Source organism: Prauserella flavalba, from assembly GCF_003202235.1.
Classification (GTDB): Bacteria; Actinomycetota; Actinomycetes; order Mycobacteriales; family Pseudonocardiaceae; genus Prauserella_A; species Prauserella_A flavalba.
Genome location: NZ_MASU01000024.1, coordinates 1 through 14,662, shown reverse-complemented (window position 1 = coordinate 14,662; position 14,662 = coordinate 1). Strand labels below are relative to the sequence as shown.

The 14,662-nt window shown below is 64.3% G+C and carries 13 protein-coding genes and 1 pseudogene; 5 read left to right on the top strand and 9 right to left on the bottom strand.

Annotated elements, in window-relative coordinates; translation table 11 throughout:
- Window positions 1-314 precede the first annotated feature (314 nt).
- From BA062_RS37460 to BA062_RS37440, 5 genes are all read right to left on the bottom strand, one after another.
- The gene (locus tag BA062_RS37460) at window positions 315-1,532 is read right to left on the bottom strand and encodes an enolase C-terminal domain-like protein (RefSeq protein WP_110343887.1); all 1,218 of its coding nucleotides are present in this window, start codon (window positions 1,530-1,532) and stop codon (window positions 315-317) included.
- A 115-nt stretch (window positions 1,533-1,647) separates the two neighbouring features.
- The gene (locus BA062_RS37455) at window positions 1,648-2,859 is read right to left on the bottom strand and encodes a MalY/PatB family protein (RefSeq protein WP_137096682.1); all 1,212 of its coding nucleotides are present in this window, start codon (window positions 2,857-2,859) and stop codon (window positions 1,648-1,650) included.
- Window positions 2,860-2,867: 8 nt separating this feature from the next.
- Window positions 2,868-3,662 carry an amino acid ABC transporter ATP-binding protein gene (locus BA062_RS37450; protein ID WP_110343885.1) on the bottom strand — a complete coding sequence of 265 codons (795 nt, stop codon included), beginning with the start codon at window positions 3,660-3,662 and terminating at the stop codon, window positions 2,868-2,870.
- Window positions 3,659-4,609, bottom strand: a complete 951-nt coding sequence (locus BA062_RS37445) for an amino acid ABC transporter permease (RefSeq protein ID WP_110343884.1) — start codon at window positions 4,607-4,609, stop codon at window positions 3,659-3,661. Before BA062_RS37445 ends, BA062_RS37450 begins: the two co-directional genes overlap by 4 nt.
- A complete protein-coding gene (locus BA062_RS37440; protein ID WP_110343883.1) occupies window positions 4,606-5,481 on the bottom strand; it encodes an ABC transporter substrate-binding protein in 876 nt (291 codons plus the stop codon). The genes BA062_RS37445 and BA062_RS37440 overlap by 4 nt, the downstream gene beginning before the upstream one ends.
- 123 nt (window positions 5,482-5,604) lie before the next feature.
- Between BA062_RS37440 and BA062_RS37435 the strand changes: the two genes are divergently transcribed.
- On the top strand, window positions 5,605-6,507 hold the full coding sequence (locus tag BA062_RS37435; protein ID WP_110343882.1) for a LysR family transcriptional regulator: 903 nt from the start codon (window positions 5,605-5,607) through the stop codon (window positions 6,505-6,507).
- Between the two features lie 954 nt (window positions 6,508-7,461).
- Here BA062_RS37435 and BA062_RS37430 read toward each other — a convergent pair.
- Window positions 7,462-7,866 (bottom strand): hypothetical protein, encoded by a 405-nt coding sequence (locus BA062_RS37430; RefSeq protein WP_110343881.1) that lies wholly within the window; start codon window positions 7,864-7,866, stop codon window positions 7,462-7,464.
- 711 nt (window positions 7,867-8,577) lie between these two features.
- The gene (gene merA, locus BA062_RS37420; protein WP_110343880.1) at window positions 8,578-10,002 is read right to left on the bottom strand and encodes a mercury(II) reductase; all 1,425 of its coding nucleotides are present in this window, start codon (window positions 10,000-10,002) and stop codon (window positions 8,578-8,580) included.
- A 131-nt stretch (window positions 10,003-10,133) separates the two neighbouring features.
- Between merA and BA062_RS37415 the strand changes: the two genes are divergently transcribed.
- The 3 genes and pseudogenes from BA062_RS37415 to BA062_RS37405 form a co-directional block, all read left to right on the top strand.
- The gene (locus BA062_RS37415; protein ID WP_110343879.1) at window positions 10,134-10,526 is read left to right on the top strand and encodes an ArsR/SmtB family transcription factor; all 393 of its coding nucleotides are present in this window, start codon (window positions 10,134-10,136) and stop codon (window positions 10,524-10,526) included.
- 400 nt (window positions 10,527-10,926) lie between these two features.
- Window positions 10,927-11,586, top strand: coding sequence for an alkylmercury lyase family protein (locus BA062_RS37410; protein ID WP_206078011.1), 660 nt, complete (start codon window positions 10,927-10,929; stop codon window positions 11,584-11,586).
- Between the two features lie 36 nt (window positions 11,587-11,622).
- Window positions 11,623-12,234, top strand: a pseudogene (locus tag BA062_RS37405) (glycosyltransferase); the annotation flags it as partial.
- 15 nt (window positions 12,235-12,249) lie between these two features.
- Here the strand turns inward: BA062_RS37405 and BA062_RS39635 are convergent.
- Together BA062_RS39635 and BA062_RS37400 are read right to left on the bottom strand one after the other, a co-directional pair.
- Entirely contained in the window at window positions 12,250-12,432 is a 183-nt protein-coding gene (locus tag BA062_RS39635; RefSeq protein WP_137096681.1) for a hypothetical protein, read from the bottom strand.
- A 539-nt stretch (window positions 12,433-12,971) separates the two neighbouring features.
- Window positions 12,972-13,223 carry a winged helix-turn-helix domain-containing protein gene (locus tag BA062_RS37400; protein ID WP_228714200.1) on the bottom strand — a complete coding sequence of 84 codons (252 nt, stop codon included), beginning with the start codon at window positions 13,221-13,223 and terminating at the stop codon, window positions 12,972-12,974.
- A 168-nt stretch (window positions 13,224-13,391) separates the two neighbouring features.
- On the opposite strand from BA062_RS37400, the gene BA062_RS37395 reads away from it, so the two are divergent.
- Window positions 13,392-14,662: IS701 family transposase (locus BA062_RS37395; RefSeq protein WP_245960024.1), on the top strand; the 1,271-nt coding region annotated here is incomplete at its 3' end.

Below are 14,662 nucleotides of genomic sequence, written 5' to 3'. Positions count from 1 at the left end.
GCCGCACACGTCAACGGCGGACCATCTCCAACCGGCGCTACGAACCAGCCTCCGGGATCACCGCCAACGTGGTCGCCGGGATGTAGGAATGGGACGGCCGTCCTCCCCTTTCCGCCCCTTGTTGACACACAGGGTCGAGGCTGAGGGCCATTGCTGCGACTACGACGGACGCCCGACCTCTCCTGAGATTCGCGCGGGCACCATGTCCGGCGCAGATCCGGTCAGGTAGCCCGGCGTACGCACGCAAAGGCCGCCAGGTGCCGACACACCCGGCGACCCTGCGGCTAGTCACCCAGCTAGCGTCCGCCAGCTGGCTACCCCGACACCCGGTACTTGTCGATGGCGTCCGTGTCGCAGTCGACTCCGATACCCGGGGTTGTGGGCGCCAGGAACGTGCCGTCGGGCCGCAATTCCGGCTCGTCGGGTGTTACGTCCGACCTCAGACGCAATACCCTAAACAGATTCGCTGGAGCGTACTCAATGTATTTCACGTTCGGATTTGCGGCGGCCAAGTGGAGCGCACCGCCTGTTGCGAGTGTCGTTGCCGATACGCCAAACGGCGTGATACTCCTGACCCGCTTCGCAGCCGCCTGCGCTACCTCGTGCGCCCCCAGCAAGCCGGCCACATGCGCGCCTGGTTGCAAGATGTCCGTGTTCGCGAACTCCATCTGCGCTAAGAAACGTTCCAGCGTTTCCATACCGCCGCCCGTCGCGAGCGGCAGACCGACCTCGTCTCGAAGGCGCCGCCACCATTCCCACTGCTCCGGCAGAAAAGGGTCCTCGAGAAACTCGGCGCCCAATGACTTGTACGCCTTCGCGGCCTCCGCGCCGGCGGTATACTCGGCCCACCGGTAAACATTATCGACGAACAACGTCACGGAGTCACCGACGTGAGAGCGCACCTCATCGACAATCGTCACCGCCTGACGTTCGTCGGTGTTGTAACTGGTTGCTTCGATCTTGAAATGTCGGTACCCGAAGCTCCTGGCACGGTCGATATCTTCCTTCGCCTTGGCAACCACATCGGGGTAGCTGCCACGATTGAAGATCGTGATGTAGGGAGTAATGACGTGCTGCTCGGGACCTTCGGCCGACCCTAGAAGTAGGTGCCAGGCGGGCACGCCGTCGAGTCGACCGGCGAGATCGAACAGCGCCGTCTCAATCGCACCATTGGCTACACGACCGAGCCCGGAACGTCCAGACAACGTTGTGTTGCTGCGGAGCGCCTCCACCGCAGCATGGACATCAGCGAACTGCTGGCCCACCAGCGCGGCCCGCGGGCCGCGATCGCGTGGATGCGGACGGTCCGCCTCTACGTGCGCCTTGAGCGCAAGCAGCAGGCCATTCGCCTCTGCCCAACCGCTGACGCCGTCTTCTGTCTGCACTTCGACAATCGCTGCTTCCTCTCGGAAGACGTTCGTCATACCCGGCAATCGCACGAGATGCACCCGCACATCGCCGATTACCGATTTGGCAAAATTTGATTCCACAACGACACTTTTCCTTCCATCGGAGTCTTCATCTCTGTTCATCACCGCTCCGGCGCAGGGGCCAGCCACTCACCAAAGCCCGGCCGACAGGTACGCGACGTTGCTACGGCCGACAACACTCGGCCCAGGATGAGGTCAATCGTCAATCTGCGGGCAATCAGGACGAGTTCCGGGTCGGCGACCTACGTAGCGCACTTGTCATCCGTTCCAAGGCGTCCAGCAGAACGCTCTGGGGAGTCGCGAAGTTCACCCTGACGAATCCAGCGCCGCCGACGCCGTGCTCGTCACCGCTAGTGGTAGCCACACCGGCGTTCTCCATCAGGTAGCGCTGGGGGTCCGGATGGCCGAACTCGCGTAGGTCAAACCAGGCGAGGTAGGTCGCCTCCGGCATACACATGACCCCCCCCAACCCGGCCCTTTTCAGATAGTCGCCGACTGCCAGCCGGTTGACGTCAAGCAGTTTGATCGCTTCGTTCAACCATGGCTGCCCTTGTTTGAAGGCAGCGGTAGAGGCCTCGATCCCGAGAGGCGAGATGCCCCCCTTTGACGCGCGCGGCAGTACGTCCCAGGTGAGCTGATCCGCCGGATTCGTTAGCACCATGATCGCACAGCGTAGTCCTGGGATGTTCCACGCCTTGCTAGCACTTGTCAGTGTTATCGAATGCTCCGCCGCCGCCGAACTTACGCTCGCGTAAGGCACGAACTTCGTCCCGTACCGAAGCGGCGAATGGACCTCGTCGCTGATGACGCGTGCGCCGAACCGCTCTACGAGCACGCTGAGCTCAGCTAGCTCGCTATGGTTGAAGACCCGGCCCACAGGATTACTCGGATTGCACAGCAGCACGGTCCGCGCGCCCTGCCGAAGAGCCTTTTCGATCTCCGGAACATCCAGGCTGTAGCCGTTCTCACCGAGTAGCATCGGCACCTCTATCACCTGTCGTTGCGCGGCCTCGACCGCGTCCAGAAAACGACTGTACGTAGGCGTGATAACCACGACAGGAGTATGCGGAGGAGCGAAATGTCTGAGGCCAAGCACCATCCCTTTGATGACATCCGAAATGAGGTTGACGTGTTCGGGTTGTACCGCCAGACCTTGTGCGGTTAGCCATTCCGCTGCGGCGGCCGGCAACTCGCTGTCGTGCCCGGGAAGCGGATACCCGAAGGCCTGGCGATCAACCGCGTCGCGTACGGCAGCCATGATCGGTTCCGCCACCGGCAGGTCCATCTCGGCAACGGTCAGGTCGATGATTTCTGCCGGATATAGCGACCACCGTTTGCAACGTCGCGCTCTGGAATTCGCAACACTCCAACTCGCCAGATCTGAAATGGTCAACTGCTTCCAGCCCCTTCTGTCGTGGTATTTACTCACGATAAGTTCTATGCTTTTGTGTCCGCACTGCGACGTTTCCTCATATGAGCGAGGAAGTACTGTGTGCGCTCCTGCTGTGGCGCGTCGATCACCTGGCGCGGGTTTCCGCTCTCAACAATTGAGCCATCGCACATGAAATGCACTTCCGTCGCGACCTCTGCCGCAAATTCGATCTCGTGGGTCACCACGATCATCGTCACGTCCTCCTGCGCGAGCGATCGCATCACTGCGAGGACCTCGCCCACGAGTTCAGGATCAAGCGCCGAGGTCGGCTCGTCGAACAGCAGCACCTTGGGATTCGATGCGAGGGCACGCGCGATCGCAACTCTCTGTTGCTGACCTCCGGAGATATGCCCTGGGTAATGGTCGGCCTTGTCCACAAGACCAACGCCGTCCAGCAGTTCGAACGCGCGCTCACGGGCTTGCGCCTTCGGCGTACCCAGACCGCTTGTCTGGCCCTCCATCACGTTCTGCAGAACCGTCATATGCGCAAACAGGTTGAACTGCTGGAAGACCATCCCGGTGCAGCGACGTTGCGCCGCAAGACGCCGTGAACTGCACGGACGGAGACGTCCCGGCTCCCGCTTGTAGCCGATACAATCGTCTTCGATTTCTACACCGCCGGAAGTCGGTACTTCAAGTCGATTGATACAACGCAAAAGGGTGCTCTTACCTGAGCCTGAGGGCCCGAGGAGGCAGACCACGCTTCCTCGGGGGACATCGAGATCGACGCCGCGTAGCGCGTGCACATCGCCGTACCATTTATGAACACCAACGGCCCGAACCACAATACTTCCACTCATCGCACGCTCCTCGGCCGCGTACTCAGGTTCTCACGGAGCCAGGACCACACTCTTCCGGGCGCCGGTCGGTCTCCATAACCCCGTGAATATCGAACCTCGATACGACGTTGCAGCCAGGTGAGCAGCAAGACGATCACCATGTACCAGCCGCTGACAACAATCAAGAGCGGAATCTGCTGGAAGTTCTGGGAGTAGATGAGCTGGGCGCGCGTCATCAAGTCGCCGGCCCCGATTACGAAGACTAGCGAGGTGTTCTTGATGTTAATAATCATGGCATTGCCATAGGCAGGCAGGATCACCCTGAGCGCCTGCGGAAGCACGATGCGGCGGAATGTGCACGCCGGTGTCAGTCCACAAGCCGCAGCTGCGTCGATCTGCCCACGCGGTACCGAGATGATTCCACCACGGAAGTACTCCGCCAAGAACGCTGCCTCGCCAAGTGCGAGACCGAGCAATGCCGCTGCGAACTGAGTCATTACCGAGTTTGTGTCGAGTGTGACAAGGTCCGGACCAAATGGGATGCCAATCGACAAGACTGGTACGACGGCCGCAAGGTAGTACCAGAACAACATCTGCACCATCGTGGGAACTGTCCGAAACACAGCGACGTAGATGCGAGCGACCGCCACGAGCACCGGATTGTGTGACAGCGCCATGAGCGCCACGGTGAGCCCGATGACAGTTGCAAGCACCTGTGAGACCATCGTCAATCCCAAGGTGACGAGCAGGCCATCAAGTATCTGCGGGTCAAAGAAGTAGTCGGCCACGATGTCCCAGGACAGCCGAGGATTGGTCGCCGCGCCGTATACCAGTTGCGCAGCAAAGAGGAGAACCACGCCCGCCACGACCCACCGCACGATATGCAGGCCCGGTTTGACCTCGAAGTCCTCGGCGGTAGCCCGATCGCGGTCGAGCGACGTCTCCCGGCTTTCGGTAAGCGATGTCATGACTTGTCGCCCCCGTTCACGGTGAACAACGAGATATCCTTTGGAACAATTGATTGCAGTGACCACTTCTTCGCGATCCGCTCGTACTCACCGCTCTGCCATATCTCCTTCCATGCAGCGAGCACGGCACCCACCAGGTCATCGCGCCCCTTCGCGAAGGGCATACCCAGCGGATCCAGCGCAATCGGCAGTTTGCCCACGATCTCGAACGTGTCAGAGTTCCTGCTGACGAAGTAGGGCGTCACCGTGGTGCCCCCGAGGAAGGCGTCGGCACGCCCAGTCTCCACGGCGAATTCCAAGCCGTTGTCGTCCTTGAAAGTCTGGAAATTGATCGCAGGTTCGCCCGTCTCTTTGCATTTCGGCGACACGTCCTTGTTCAGGATATTAAACTCGGTCTGCCCCGCCTTCACCGCGACTGTCCGGCCACATAGGGTAAGTGGGTTGGCCGTGATCCCCTTACGATCATTTTTTCGTGTCACAATCACAGTGCCCGATGGCGCGTAGTCGACAAGGTCGACGACCGCGCGCCGCTCCGGCGTATCGCTCACATTGAAGAGAGCGGTGTCAAACCGGCCGGATTGTATACCGGGAATCACAGCGTCGAACGGAACGGCCACCAGCTTCATCTCGACGCCGAGCCGACGGCCCAACGCCCTGGTGAGGTCCACGTTCAACCCGTCCAGCTCGCCCTTCTTGTTCAAGAAGCTCGTCGGAACCTTGTAGTCACCCGTAGCGACCACCAAAGTGGTCGGCAGGCCCGCAGAATTGTTCGAACCAACGGCCCCGGAATTGGTCCCGCAGGACGTACTGACCAGCGCGAGCGATAGCGCCGCTGCCATCAGTGTTTTCAATCGAGGAGAACGCTTTGCCATCGGAGTCTCCGATCTGCCCGTTAGGTGCTCCTATATAGACTTCGCGCGGGTTTCGCCAGCATGGCAGCGTGTACGCTAGCGCGGTAGGTGGCATCTCCCTGTCGCCAGTGTTAGGCTGGGCCTATGGCTACTCATGAGAGCCTGGAAACATTCGATCTCGTTGTATTCCTCACCGTTGCCCGCGCCGGAAGCTTCGGCACAGCGGCCAGGGAACTGCGACTCGCGACGCCCTCCGTGAGCGCACGCATCGCCACGCTGGAACACAAACTGACGACGCAGTTGTTCGCACGCACAGCCCGCGGGTCAACGCTCACCCCAGCCGGAGAACGACTGGTGCCTTACGCACGTCGCTGTCTCGACTTACTCGGCGAGGCTCACCAGGCAGTGGGAACCGAGGCATCCAGCCGGCTCATTCTTGCCGCGCCCGCCAGCCTGGGAACGGAACTCTTCCCACCGGTACTCAAGATCTTGAGCGATTCGTCGTTACAAGCGCACTGCCGAGTCGCCCACAGTCGTGAAGTAATCGACCTTTTACTGGATGGAACAGCGGATATCGGACTGGTCATCAATCAGGCTTTTCCGGCAAGCATCACGGCGCACAACTTGTGCCGCTCCAGACTGCTCACCGTGAGCCATCCCCGACATCCGTTGGCCGAGCAACCTTCGGTAAGTATCGATGCGCTAAGTACCTCACGGATTGCCGTCTATCGCTGGAATCCAGACGCGGATATACTTGCCGAGATCTTCGAATATCCGCGACGACCGCCGGAACGCCCGGTCCAACTTCTTGGACTACCCTCAGTCGCGATCGAGTTGGCGATCAAACAGGATTATGTGGCAATCATTCCTGAATTCGCGGCAGTGGATTCACTGCGGGCTGGAACTATCGTCGAGTTGTCGCTCACGTTGCCACGGTGGTCGCTCGACGTACAGCTTGCCTACCGACGCGAGGCAGCACAAACTAACGCGGTGAAGACTCTGCTTGCCAACGCAGATGCCATCGCCGCAGGCATCCAGCAGGATTGAGACCATCGAGGGATGGATCCAAGCTGGCCGCGTCAGTGACACATCACCGCTGCCGGCGATGTCAATTGCGAGGTTGGCTTTCCCGGCTCAGCACCAACCTTGACGGCTGGTCAGCTTACCACAGCAAGTCCGTCACCGGGGATTCGAGTTCGTCCAAACGCGAGTATGACGTCCCTCCCACAGCCCCGGCAACCGGCGTATGTAGGACAGGCGCGGCGGGCCGAGCACCCGGCGATCGACCCGAGGCCGATCTCCGCTGACACGCGGCGCACGTGACTGGAATTGACGCTGAGAGGGCACGGCGGCTTGCGGGTCTGTGCGCTCTGAAGCTGGGGAGGACGCGACAGTCGAGTTGGCCGAGGACGAGATCGAATCCGAGAGACTCCGACGCATGCACGCTGGCGGCTTGATCGTTTGAAGCGGCAGGCCGGTCAGCGGTGGTACGGCACGAGCCGGGTCCACTCACCGAGCGTCCGGACGAATCCGTCGTCGTCGGTCGGGTCGAGCGCGCCGAAGGATCTCCGATTCACGGTTGCGATTACCGGCACGGGTGACGGTCATCGGTGCGTATGGGCTGGTATCCCACGAGTTGCGATGTCCGTCGTGCACGGAAACATAGAAGACCTCGTCGTCGACCATTTCCACGGCGTACGGGCACCACGAAGGTGGGCGAGCATCGGGTCGTCTTCCGCCGCTGCCCGGCCGCCGTGCGCCTGACACGCGGAGACCAGTTGCTCGATACGCACCAACCGATCGCGGGCCGCCCACCGCTCGGCCGGTGAGCGATCCGGTCCCCAGCCACGGACCAACCACGCGGCGGCACCTTCGGGGAGCGGACCGGTTTGGCCGTTGCGCAGTGATCGGGTGACCTCGCAAATCTGCCAAGCACGGGAGGTCGCGGCGGGATCCTGTCCGGTCGGCAGGAGACGCAACGCCTGCGTGCGGCTGGCGGCGTCAGAGGACAGTTCGTCGGCGATCGTGAGCCGCTGGGCGCGGGTCATCGCGTTCACGGACGCGGGCGGTTCGGCCGCTGGCAGGTCCTTTGACGTCAGTGAAGCTCCACTGGTCGGTGTGCCGGTAACCGCCTTCGGGCAGGTGGATCTCACTGATCTTGTCCGCCGGTGCGCGCAGTTGGTCGATGAGCGTGGTCAGGCCGGCCTCGATCGCGGAGTAGGTGTCCAGCCAGGCGGCGGCGTCCCACGCCCCTTCCGAGAGGCGGGTGAGGACGTGCGCGAGTTCGCTGGCCTGGTCAGTGTCGGCGAGGGTGGTGACCTTGACACTGTGGTCGGACCATTCGCCGGGCCAGGTGGCGATGACGGTGGGGCGGGGACCGGAGGGCAGAACGCTGTAGCTGGTCAACAGATGTCTCCTGGCGGACGACTGGTAGACGGCAGGCGCGGCACGCAGAGCTCGCCGTCGAAGCAGAGAGGATGTCCGGGAGCTCTGCGGCACGACCGCCGAGCCAGTCCGTTCGCACAGCATAGACCCGCAGCCGGATAGCCGCATCTAGTGGGATGGTGGTCTCAGCGCACATCATTGCGGGGCTGGAGGTGATCCTGGTGTCGGCGCAGCCTGAACAGGCACGGGCTTCGGCGACGGGGTGCTGGTGCTGCGGCACCGAGTACCCCGAGGCGGAGCTGGTTCGCCTGGGACAGCATCGCGAGATCGGGGTTTGCCTGCGGTGCTTGCGGTGGCTGCAGCGGCGCGCCGTCCAGCGCTACGACGAGCAGCATCCCTCGCTGACGGGAACGGCGGCGCGGACGGCCAGGGCGGCCTGGTGGATCCACTCGGCCGCCAGTGGCGCGACCGCCCATGCACCGACGAGCACACGGCGGTCGCGGTCCGCGAGAAGTCCGACCCGGTCAGGTCACCGGATACGAGAAACAAGGCGTCACCGGTAGAGCGTCATGCTGACTGGTTCCTTCACCTTCGTCGCCGCATACCCCGAAGTGGCCCAAGGGCCAGATCGTCGGCCAAGCCCCGGATTGTGCTTGTCAGGAGAACTCCTCCCCGATGCGTGGCGTCCGTTCAGGCAGTGACTACCCGGCGTGGTGCGGGCGAATCGTTCGGTCAGGATGCGCAGCAGGACAGTTTTGACACATCGCGGGTGAAGGTTTGCGCGGCGAGTTTGATGCCTTCGGCCATGGTCAGGTACGGGCACCACAGGTCGGCCATCTGCTGCACGGTCATGTCATTGGCGAGGGCGTACACGGCGGTGGCGATCACGTCCCCGGCGCCTTCGGCGATCACGTGCGCGCCGAGCAGGCGGCCGGTGCCTTGTTCGGCGACGAGTTTGATCAGGCCGTGGGTGTCGCGGTTGACCAGTGCCCGCGGCACGTACTCCAGCGGCAGGACCCGGCACTCGCAGGCGTAGCCCTGCTCGACTGCCTGGGCGTCGGTCAGCCCGGCCGAGGCGATCGCGGGGCTGGTGAACGTGACCCGCGGCAGGTGGTGGTAGTCCAGCGTCCGTCCGGCGTGGTCGAAGGCGTTGTCGGCCACGAGGGTGCCGTGGGCTCCGGCGACGTAGACGAACTGCGGATGGCCGGTGACGTCCCCGGCGGCCCAGATGCGGGGGTTGTCGGTGCGCAGGTGCTCGTCGACCACAACCTCACCGCGTGATCCGGTCTTGACCCCAACCGCGTCCAGGTTGAGGCCGGCGGTGGCCGGGCGGCGGCCTGTGGCCACCAGCAATTGCTCGGCCCGCAGCTGCGTGGGCTGGCCGTCGGTGCCGGTCAGCGTCACCCGGTAGCCGGTGTCGTCCCGGTCGGTGCGGGTGACGGTAGCGCCGGTGACCACGCCGATGCCTTCGCGGGCGAACACCTCGGCGATCACCTCGGAGTTCTCGGGTTCCTCGAACGGCGCCAGCCGATCCAACGCCTCCACGACGATCACCTGGACGCCGAGCCGGTTCCACAGCTGGGCTTGTTCCAGGCCGATCGCGTTGCCCCCGATCACGATCATCGACGCGGGTAGCGTGTCGACTTCCATCGCGGTGGTGGAGGTCAGATAGCCAGCTTCGGCGAGCCCGTCGATCGGAGGTGCCCACGGGGTCGAGCCGGTGGCGATCAGGTAGTGCTCGGCCACCACGGCCTGCGTGCCCCCGGCGGCGAGATCGACCCGCAACACCGGGTCGGCGTGCTCGTCGGTGGCGAAGGTGGCGGTTCCCTCGAGGATGTCCCAGCCGTACTCGGCGGCCAGGTCGGTGTATTTCTCCGCCCGCAGCGAGTCGACCAAGTCCCGCTTCGCGTCGATCAGGCGGGGCAGGTCGACGCCGAACGGGGTGACGCTGATGCCGGGGAACCGGCCGTCCAGGCTGATATGGCGGGCCTCGGCGGCGGCCAGCAGCGCCTTCGACGGCACGCATCCGGTGTTGACGCAGGTGCCGCCGACGGTGTTGCGCTCGATCATCACCACCGTGCGGCCCTTGTTTCGGGCCGCGATCGCCGCTGCGAACGCGCCCCCGCCCGAGCCGGTCACCGCCAGGTCGTACGGCATCCCTGTGCCCCTCTCCGTTCGTCGTCCGATCGCCAACCACTGGACGTATTCGCCCTAGCGGATACGACGATGCTAGCCTGGTATCCGTTCATCCGCATACGTTGCATATCCGATGTGAGGACGGCAAACCCATGGCTGCAGTCCCGGAGCCCCCGGCCACGTTGCTGCCCACCGAGCCGAACGGGGTGGAGATGGTGGCCAAGTTCTTCCGCGCCCTGGGCGACCCGGTGCGGCTGCGGTTGCTGGAGTTCCTGCTGCACAAGGAGCACACGGTCACCGAGTGCGTGGCGCAGGTTGGCCTGTCGCAGGGACGGGTGTCCACCCACCTGGGGTGCTTGTCGGACTGCGGGTATGTGCAGGTGCGCCGGCGGGGCCGGTTCGCGCACTACAAAGTGACCGACCTGCGGGTGGCCGAACTGGTGCTGCTGGCCCGCTCGCTGGCCGCCGACAACGCCGCCGCCCTGGCCGCCTGCATGCGCATCACCCCCGCGCCTGAGCCAGAGCGAAAGGATGCGGCTTCGTGATGTCCACCGATCCCGATCACGGGAGCAAGCGCACGCCCCTGGCCGGCCGCGCACTCGGTTATCGCCCGCGCTGTGTTGCCGCCTGTCGTTACTGATCGCCGGGGGGCTCGCGGCAACTGGGCTCGCTCCACGCTCTTCGAGCTGCTCATCGACCGTCGTCGCCACGAGCCGGCGACGACCTGATCTCCGCGCTCATCGCAGCAGAGACACTGGACGAGCAGCTCACCGAAACCTGGATCAACGCGACACTTGCGGCTGCTTCGTCGCCGGCCACGAAACCGCCGTCAACCTCCTTGGCCACAGCACCCTCGCGCTGCCGCGCCACCCGGACCAGTCGGCCGCGCTGTGCGACAACCCCACCCTCGCAGGGAACACGGTCGACGAGGCCCTCCGCGACGACGTGCCGTTACAACTGACCCGGCGCATTCGCACGCCGACCTCGACATCGGCGGCCACCACACCCCCTAAGGTCAGCACATCATCACCTGTATGGCGGCAACCAACCGCGACCCCGAGCAGTTCACCGACCCAGGCACTGATCGTACTGACCGGCCGTGGCGTCCTCGCCGTCGACGAGCGGGGCGAAATCCGCGCCGCCTACCCGTTCTCGCACGCCCCGACCCGACACCGGGTCACCTGGGACGGCGCAGAAAGCACCGTATACGCGATGTGTGCCATCGACGCCCTCGGTATCTCCGCCATGCTTGGCATCCCGATTACCGTCACCAGCACGGAACCCGGCACCGACCGCACTGTGACCGTTCAGGTCGACCACGACACCGCACGCTGGCACCCCGACACCACGGTCGTCTGCGCCGGCACTACCGGTGATGCCTGCGGCCCCTCGGTGGACCGCACCTGCGGCCACATCAACTTCTTCACCACGCCCGACGCCGCCCACTGGACCGCGAGAAACCACGACGTCACCGGTGTTGTGCTCGATCAGGACGAGGCGCTCGCTAGCGCGGTCGCGGAGTTCGGCGCTCTCCTGCGACCCGCCGGCCAGGAGGCGCAGCAATCAGCGACAAGGTCAACGCCGCCCGTGCGGCCCGGGCGCTGATTCAACTCAGGAAGATGGGGCGCCCAACGCCTCGCGGCCCGACTCCAGGTGCGCGAGCACGTCCACTTTCTCGGCTTCGTGCCGGACGAGCAGCTGCCGACCGTCTACGCCGCCGCCGACGTGTTCACCATGCCAGGAGTCGCGGAGCTGCAGAGCATCGCGACGCTCGAGGCCATGGCATCAGGCCTGCCCGTAGTTGCAGCTAACGCTGTCGCACTGCTGCAACTGGTCATACCAGGTGAGAACGGGTTCCTGTTCACCTCGGGCGACATTGCCGGGCTCGCCGACGCATTACGCCGAATCCTGATCTCCGACGAACTGCGTGTCAGCATGGGTGCCGCGAGCCGGGGGATCGCCGACACCCACGATGAGAACCGCACGCTTTCCCGATTCGAGGAGATCTACCGCCAGGTCGTCACCCGTTCCAGAATCTGTCCTTCCGTTCTGGAAATCCACCGGCCATTATCGGCCTTTGGTGTGTTTCGCCGCAGCGCGGCGGTTGATGCTCCCGGCGCTCAATGGAGCGAAGGCGTTCTGGCCCCATTTTGGCCAATTGACAAACTGGCCGGAGTTCGGCGATCGAGATGGTGCCGAAGCAAGATCATCCGCTCACGTAGGGGCGTAGAGTGCAGCGGCAGATTCGATTAGGCTCTTTCAGGGGTGTCAGTCGTGCTGGTTGCGGGCGCCGAGATCGGCCACGGTCTTGGCGCCGGTATCGTAGGTGGTCAAGCGACGAGTCGAGCCGACTACCGTGAGTACACGCGCCAACGGACGGAAAGACACGACCACCAGTTCGGCGTGCCGCGACCGGGCGAAGATCCTCGTCCGGCGCATTGGCTTCGACACCGCATACCCCTCGCGGACCTACGAGCACCCGGTACACATTGCGCGTCTAGCATTGCGCCCATCACTATCGCCGACGCTGGCCGCTAGCAAAACGGTCCCCGCACGGCGGCCCGCAGCCGACGCATACCCAGTTGATCTTCATCGCGCCCATTGTGCGCGACGGCGAGGGTCGGCGATATCGCTGACCTCCCCAAGACCTGGCCCTTGCCGGTCGGGTCGAGCGACCTAGCGACCAAGCACAGGCGTTTAACACAGCCCCGCTCGGCCGGAGAGTGTCCGCCGTCACGGCATTCACCGGCACCACCCTCGGCCTGAACGACCGCCTTAAATCCTACCAGCAGAAGGCCCGGTCGGTGCATCGGCGATGCCTGGACTAGAGGCTCGCGCTGATCCAGCTCGTCCCGCATCGCGGCTTCGCGAGGTCTTGTCGGTCGTGACGCTACCGGGATTGCCCCATCGGATAGTCGCCTGTATGGCCGTCCATCCACACGAATGGAGATCGTCGGCACACGTTTGCCCTGGTCAGGATTCACGGGCGTTCAGCGCCGCACGAACGTCCCTTTGCCAGTGACCACGATCAGCAAGCCCTCTTTCCGCAGCTCGAAGACGGCCCGCCTAGTAGTCGGCCTGCTCACCGCGTACAGCTCCGCCAGCTCGCGCTCGTTCGGCAGCTTCGCGCCAGGTGGCAGTTTGCGGGAGCCGATCATGGTGCGTAAGTCATCGGCTACCTGCTCCCACAGGTGCTGTTCCAGCGATTCATGGTCGATACGCGAGCTGCGGTCTTCCCACACAAGGGCGCACATTAGTACTCCAGCTGTAGTTCGTGATCTTGCTGGAGGGGCCGGTGAGATGGGCGCGGCCACCACGTGATCATGGTGTTTGTGAAGACAACTCAAGATCATGTGGTGGCCGCGGCTGCCAGCGTAGACCCTGCGGGGTGGCAGTCGCTGCTGGGTGAGATGTTCGTGCGGATGGGGCACCGGTTCGCGCGGGTGGAGTCGCGTCGCCGCGCGGGGCGGTTCGTGCAGGGGCTGCTGGCCGGGCTGGTTCGGGTGAACTGCTGGACCATCGCCGAGGCTGTCGGGGACAAGACCCCGCATGGGATGCAGAACCTGCTCTCGCGCGCGAGCTGGGACGCGGACGGGGTTCGTGACGACCTGCGCGAGGTCGTGGTCGAGCAGCTGGGTGATCAGGATGCGATGCTGGTCATCGACGAGACCGGCGACCTGAAGAAGGGCACCGAGTCGGTCGGAGTCCAGCGGCAGTACACGGGCACGGCGGGCCGGATCGAGAACTCACAGATGTCGGTGTTCCTGACGTATTCCACCCCGGCCGGGCATACGTTCATCGACCGCGAGCTCTATTTGCCTGAAAGCTGGGCCGAGGACCCCCGGCGCCGGGACCGGGCCGGAGTGCCCGCCGCGACCCGCTTCACCACGAAATCCCGGCTCGCGTTGGCCATGATCACCCGGGCGTTGGACGCGGGCGTGCGGGTGGGGTGGGTGACCGGGGACGAGGCCTACGGCAAAGACGCTGCCGGCCTGCGCGATCCGCTCGAACAACGCGGACAGGCCTATGTGCTGGCCGTGGCCTGCGACCATCGCATTCCCGGGCCCGGCAGGCAGAGCGTGCGAGCTGATGAGCGGGCGGCCGCGCTACCGAAACGGGCCTGGCAGAAGCTCTCCGCCGGAGCGGGCGCGAAAGGCCGGCGCTACTACCTGTGGGCCCGCATCCGGCTGCACCCCGCGGGCACCACCGGTTATCACTGGATCCTGATGCGCCGCAACCGGCGCACCGGGGAGACTGCGTTCTACCGCTGTTACAGCCCCCGCCGGGTCTCACTGGCCAAGCTGGCCCGCGTTGCCGGGCGTCGCTGGACGATCGAGGAAACGTTCCAGACCGGCAAAGAACTCACCGGCCTGGACGAGCACCAGGTCCGCACCTGGACCTCCTGGTATCGCTGGACCACGCTGGTCATGCTGGCCCACGCCTTCCTCGCCATCGCCGCCGCCCATGCCCGCCACACACCACCGCACGAGGGCCTGATCCCGTTGACACGCAACGAGATCAGGCACCTCTACGCCCAGCTCATCCTCAAGCCGGCCCGCCGCGTCGCCGACATCCTGGCCTGGTCCACCTGGCGCCGACGACACCAACATCACGCCCGGCAAAGCCACTACCAGCGACGACACGAAAACCCAGCACCCGATCACGAACTACAGCTGGAGTA

What these genes read in the sequence shown, in the direction of transcription:
- BA062_RS37415 (WP_110343879.1), top strand. Translation starts at nt 10,134, where the DNA reads ATGGCTGCAGTCCCGGAGCCCCCGGCCACGTTGCTGCCCACCGAGCCG.
- merA (WP_110343880.1), bottom strand. Translation starts at nt 10,002, where the DNA reads ATGCCGTACGACCTGGCGGTGACCGGCTCGGGCGGGGGCGCGTTCGCA.
- BA062_RS37435 (WP_110343882.1), top strand. Translation starts at nt 5,605, where the DNA reads ATGGCTACTCATGAGAGCCTGGAAACATTCGATCTCGTTGTATTCCTC.
- BA062_RS37460 (WP_110343887.1), bottom strand. Translation starts at nt 1,532, where the DNA reads ATGAACAGAGATGAAGACTCCGATGGAAGGAAAAGTGTCGTTGTGGAA.
- BA062_RS37445 (WP_110343884.1), bottom strand. Translation starts at nt 4,609, where the DNA reads ATGACATCGCTTACCGAAAGCCGGGAGACGTCGCTCGACCGCGATCGG.
- BA062_RS37450 (WP_110343885.1), bottom strand. Translation starts at nt 3,662, where the DNA reads ATGAGTGGAAGTATTGTGGTTCGGGCCGTTGGTGTTCATAAATGGTAC.
- BA062_RS37440 (WP_110343883.1), bottom strand. Translation starts at nt 5,481, where the DNA reads ATGGCAAAGCGTTCTCCTCGATTGAAAACACTGATGGCAGCGGCGCTA.